The sequence below is a fragment of the Absicoccus sp. genome, from assembly GCF_034090965.1.
Lineage (GTDB): Bacteria > Bacillota_I > Bacilli_A > Erysipelotrichales > Erysipelotrichaceae > Absicoccus > Absicoccus intestinalis.
This window is the reverse complement of sequence record NZ_JAXDRQ010000032.1, coordinates 1-3,486: the sequence shown is the minus strand read 5'-3', so window position 1 is coordinate 3,486 and position 3,486 is coordinate 1. Positions and strand designations below refer to the sequence as shown.

Annotated in this window: 5 protein-coding genes and 1 rRNA gene; 5 read left to right on the top strand and 1 reads right to left on the bottom strand. The window is 41.3% G+C overall.

All coding sequences use genetic code 11. The annotated features are described in order from the left end of the window. Window positions 1-14: 14 nt before the first annotated feature. Window positions 15-128, top strand: a 5S ribosomal RNA gene (rrf, locus tag SOS22_RS04700). A gap of 61 nt (window positions 129-189) precedes the next feature. Here rrf and SOS22_RS04695 read toward each other — a convergent pair. After that, window positions 190-654 carry a GAF domain-containing protein gene (locus tag SOS22_RS04695; RefSeq protein ID WP_320596490.1) on the bottom strand — a complete coding sequence of 155 codons (465 nt, stop codon included), beginning with the start codon at window positions 652-654 and terminating at the stop codon, window positions 190-192. Between the two features lie 275 nt (window positions 655-929). Here SOS22_RS04695 and SOS22_RS04690 point away from each other — a divergent pair, with 275 nt between their 5' ends. From SOS22_RS04690 to SOS22_RS04675, 4 genes are all read left to right on the top strand, one after another. Further along, window positions 930-1,607, top strand: coding sequence for a F0F1 ATP synthase subunit A (locus SOS22_RS04690; protein WP_320326260.1), 678 nt, complete (start codon window positions 930-932; stop codon window positions 1,605-1,607). 17 nt (window positions 1,608-1,624) lie between these two features. Further along, window positions 1,625-1,846, top strand: coding sequence for an ATP synthase F0 subunit C (gene atpE, locus SOS22_RS04685; RefSeq protein WP_320596489.1), 222 nt, complete (start codon window positions 1,625-1,627; stop codon window positions 1,844-1,846). 1 nt (window position 1,847) lies between these two features. Beyond that, window positions 1,848-2,318 carry an ATP synthase F0 subunit B gene (locus SOS22_RS04680; RefSeq protein ID WP_320326258.1) on the top strand — a complete coding sequence of 157 codons (471 nt, stop codon included), beginning with the start codon at window positions 1,848-1,850 and terminating at the stop codon, window positions 2,316-2,318. A gap of 5 nt (window positions 2,319-2,323) precedes the next feature. Then, a partial coding sequence (locus tag SOS22_RS04675; protein WP_320596488.1) for a F0F1 ATP synthase subunit delta occupies window positions 2,324-3,486 on the top strand: 1,163 nt, incomplete at its 3' end.

The following is a 3,486-nucleotide window of genomic DNA, read 5'->3' as shown; positions in this document are numbered from 1 at the left end:
ATCATCTCTCACGATCCGGTAGCGATAGCGGAGTGGATACACCTGTTGACATCCCGAACACAGAAGTTAAGCACTCCCGCGGCGAAGATAGTTGGGCCTGCCCCTGCGAACCTAGCACGCTGCCGGGTCTTTTTTTATGTTCATAAAAAAAGATGAGCACCTATATATAATAGGTGGAGGCTCATCCATCTATAGATCGTATTGTTTGGCAAGCAAACGGGCCAAAAGAGGAGCTATGGCTTCCATCGTTTCTTTGATGTCCGTATTGAAATGATTCAATGTAGGGGAATCGATATCCAATACGGCAAGCAGTCGATCCGCATGAATCAGAGGAACGACCAATTCCGATTGACTGGCAGCATCACAAGCAATATGTCCTGCAAATTCATGTACATTATTAATCAACATGGTTTGTCTGGTATCGGCACAAGTACCAACGACACCTGATCGATAAGCAATCCGTGTACAAGCCACTCTTCCTTGGAAGGGCCCCAACGTACATTCTTTTTTTTGATCATCACAAGCATACAAACCAACCCAATTGACATCGTCTAATTCATAGAACAATAGAGCTAATATATTAGAAATATTAGAAATAGGCGGTAACGAATCATCGATGATCATTTTGATTTGTTCAATTAATAGTGAATTCATAAAGAAATGTTATCATATTTTCTTACAAATCGCATCTAGGAAGCTATTTCTCACTATATTTTGATAAAGACTCTAAGCATCTGTTTTATTCTTGCAATGTAATCGTTATCAGGCCTAAAAAACGATTGACTCTCCTTTTTAATGAGCGTACAATGCAGATTATCAGAAAAAACAAGAGGAACATTAACCCGCGATGAGGCTAGTCGGTTCACGAGTTAACGTGGATCACTAGCCTTATTCTGTTTTTTCGAAGAGGAGGTGCTGATTCTAAAACAATGGAAGAATTTACCACAGAATTAGTGAAGCAGCTACAAGTCAATACGGTATTCACAATTGGCCCCTTTGCGATTGCGGAATCGGTCGTTGTGAGTTGGATCGTTATGGCTATATTAGTCGCAATCGCTATTTGGCTCACTCATGGGCTTCGTGTTCATGATCCAAGTAAAAGACAAGTCGTTGCCGAGCTTATCGTTACATGGTTGGATTCCTTTACACAATCCATGTTAGGTCCCAATGCCAAAGAATATAGCAGTTATATCTCTACGGTCCTATTATATATAGGCTTAGCCAATATAATTGGTATATTTGGATTGAAGCCACCGACCAAGGATTTAAATGTTACGATTGCGTTGGCTTTAATGAGCATTGTACTGATTGAAGTGAGTGGCATTCGTGCCAAAGGCACAAAAGGTTGGATCAAAAGTTTTGCCCAACCCATGGCAATTGTTACACCTATCAATATTTTAGAGTTGGTTACTCGACCTCTCTCCCTTTGTATGCGATTATTTGGAAATGTGTTAGGTGCCTTTGTCATCATGGAATTGATCAAGATGGTCGTTCCGGTATTTATCCCAAGTATTTTTAGTTTATATTTTGATTTTTTCGATGGCTTTATACAAGCCTATGTATTTGTCTTTTTGACATCATTGTTTATTGCGGAAGCAACAGAATAAAATAGGAGGAAAAGAAAATGAGTTTAACAGCAATTGGAGTAGGTATGGCAGCTTTGGCCGTTATTGGCGGTGGATTGGGAATTGGTATCGCGACATCGAGTGCCGTAAAAGCCGTTGCTCAACAACCTGAAGCAGATGGTAAAATTATGCGTAACTTATTGTTAGGATCTGCATTGGCCGAGGCAACAGCCATCTACGGTTTAGTATTGGGTATCTTGATCATCTTCATGGTGAAGTAGTATGTTACGTATTGATTCCAATCTCATTTGGACAATCATTAACTTACTTGTATTGTATGCATTGATGAAGAAATTTTTGTTTAAACCCGTTCGTGAAATCATTGCCAAACGAAATGACGAAATTGACTCATCCTTTGCGGATGCTGCTAAAGATAAAGAAGCGGCACACGCATTAAAGGCCCAAGCCGATGAAAAATTGGCAAATATCCACGAAGAATGTAAGGAAGAGCTAGCCAAAGCGAAAACGCAAGCTTCTTTACAATATGAACAAATCATTGCGGATGCCAATGCAAAGTCAGAAGAAATGATTGCTCAAGCACGCTTAAAGACCCAAGAAGCGATGAATCAAGAAAAGACCAAAGCACAAAATGAAATGGCTGCCTTGATTGATCAAGCCGCACAAAAAGTAGTGGGCGAAAAAAGCGATGCCTCGTTATATGATGATTTTATTAAAGAAATGGATAAAGGATAATGGATATGAAACAAGAAAATTTAACCGCTACACTGCGATGTGTGACACGTCCAACCTCTGCCCAGGCCGATAAGATCAAAACCTTTCTCAAAGAAAAGTATGATTGTACGAATGTTACGCTAAAGATAGAATTAGATCCGAGCGTGCGTGGTGGATTCATCCTTCACGCTGGTAACGATGAATACGATTGGTCAACGCGTTCTCGTCAAGAACAGTTAACAGATCAAATCAAAGCAGCTCGGGACAAGGCCTTACGCATGAAAAAAGATGGCAGCTTGATGTCAATTTTAAAAGAAGCCATTGAACAATTTCAAACACAAGCCACGCAAAATGAAGTTGGTTATGTAGAAACGATTGGTGATGGGATTGCAACCATTTCCGGGATCGAACATGCCATGTATGGTGAAGTAGTTGTCTTCGAAGATGGAACCAAAGGAATGGTCCAAGACATTAACGATGATGGCATCGGAGTCATCTTGTTTGATACGGATGGTTTGATTGGGCAAGGAACGAAAGTTTCACGAACAAAGTTACAAGCTGGTATGCCCGTCGGCCCTGACTTTTTAGGTCGAGTCGTTGATGCATTGGGAAATCCTATTGATGGCCTTGGCCAAATTGAGTCGGTGGAAATGCGTCCCGTGGAAGAACCAGCCCCAAGCATCATTGATCGTAAACCCGTCACGACACCATTGGAAACCGGGATCCTTTCGATTGATTCCATGTTCCCTATTGGTCGTGGACAACGTGAATTGATCATTGGCGATCGACAAACAGGTAAGACATCGATTGCGTTGGATACGATCTTGAACCAAAAAGGGAAAGATTGTATTTGTATCTATGTATCGATTGCGCAAAAAGCATCGACAGTAGCGAACTTGGTCAATACCTTGAAAAAGAATGATGCGATGGACTATACCATTGTTGTCACTTCGACCGCTGCTGATGCGCCAAGTTTACAATATATCGCCCCTTATGCAGCCACTTCCTTAGCGGAATATTTTATGCACCAAGGCAAAGATGTATTGATTGTTTATGATGATTTATCCAAACATGCGGTCGCTTATCGTACGATTTCCTTATTATTAGGTCGAAGCCCTGGTCGTGAAGCGTATCCCGGCGATGTATTCTATCTGCATTCGCGCCTGCTTGAACGTGCAGCCTGCGTTGC

Coding starts and splice junctions, on each gene's coding strand:
- SOS22_RS04695 (WP_320596490.1), bottom strand. CDS start 654: ATGAATTCACTATTAATTGAACAAATCAAAATGATCATCGATGATTCG.
- SOS22_RS04690 (WP_320326260.1), top strand. CDS start 930: ATGGAAGAATTTACCACAGAATTAGTGAAGCAGCTACAAGTCAATACG.
- atpE (WP_320596489.1), top strand. CDS start 1,625: ATGAGTTTAACAGCAATTGGAGTAGGTATGGCAGCTTTGGCCGTTATT.
- SOS22_RS04680 (WP_320326258.1), top strand. CDS start 1,848: ATGTTACGTATTGATTCCAATCTCATTTGGACAATCATTAACTTACTT.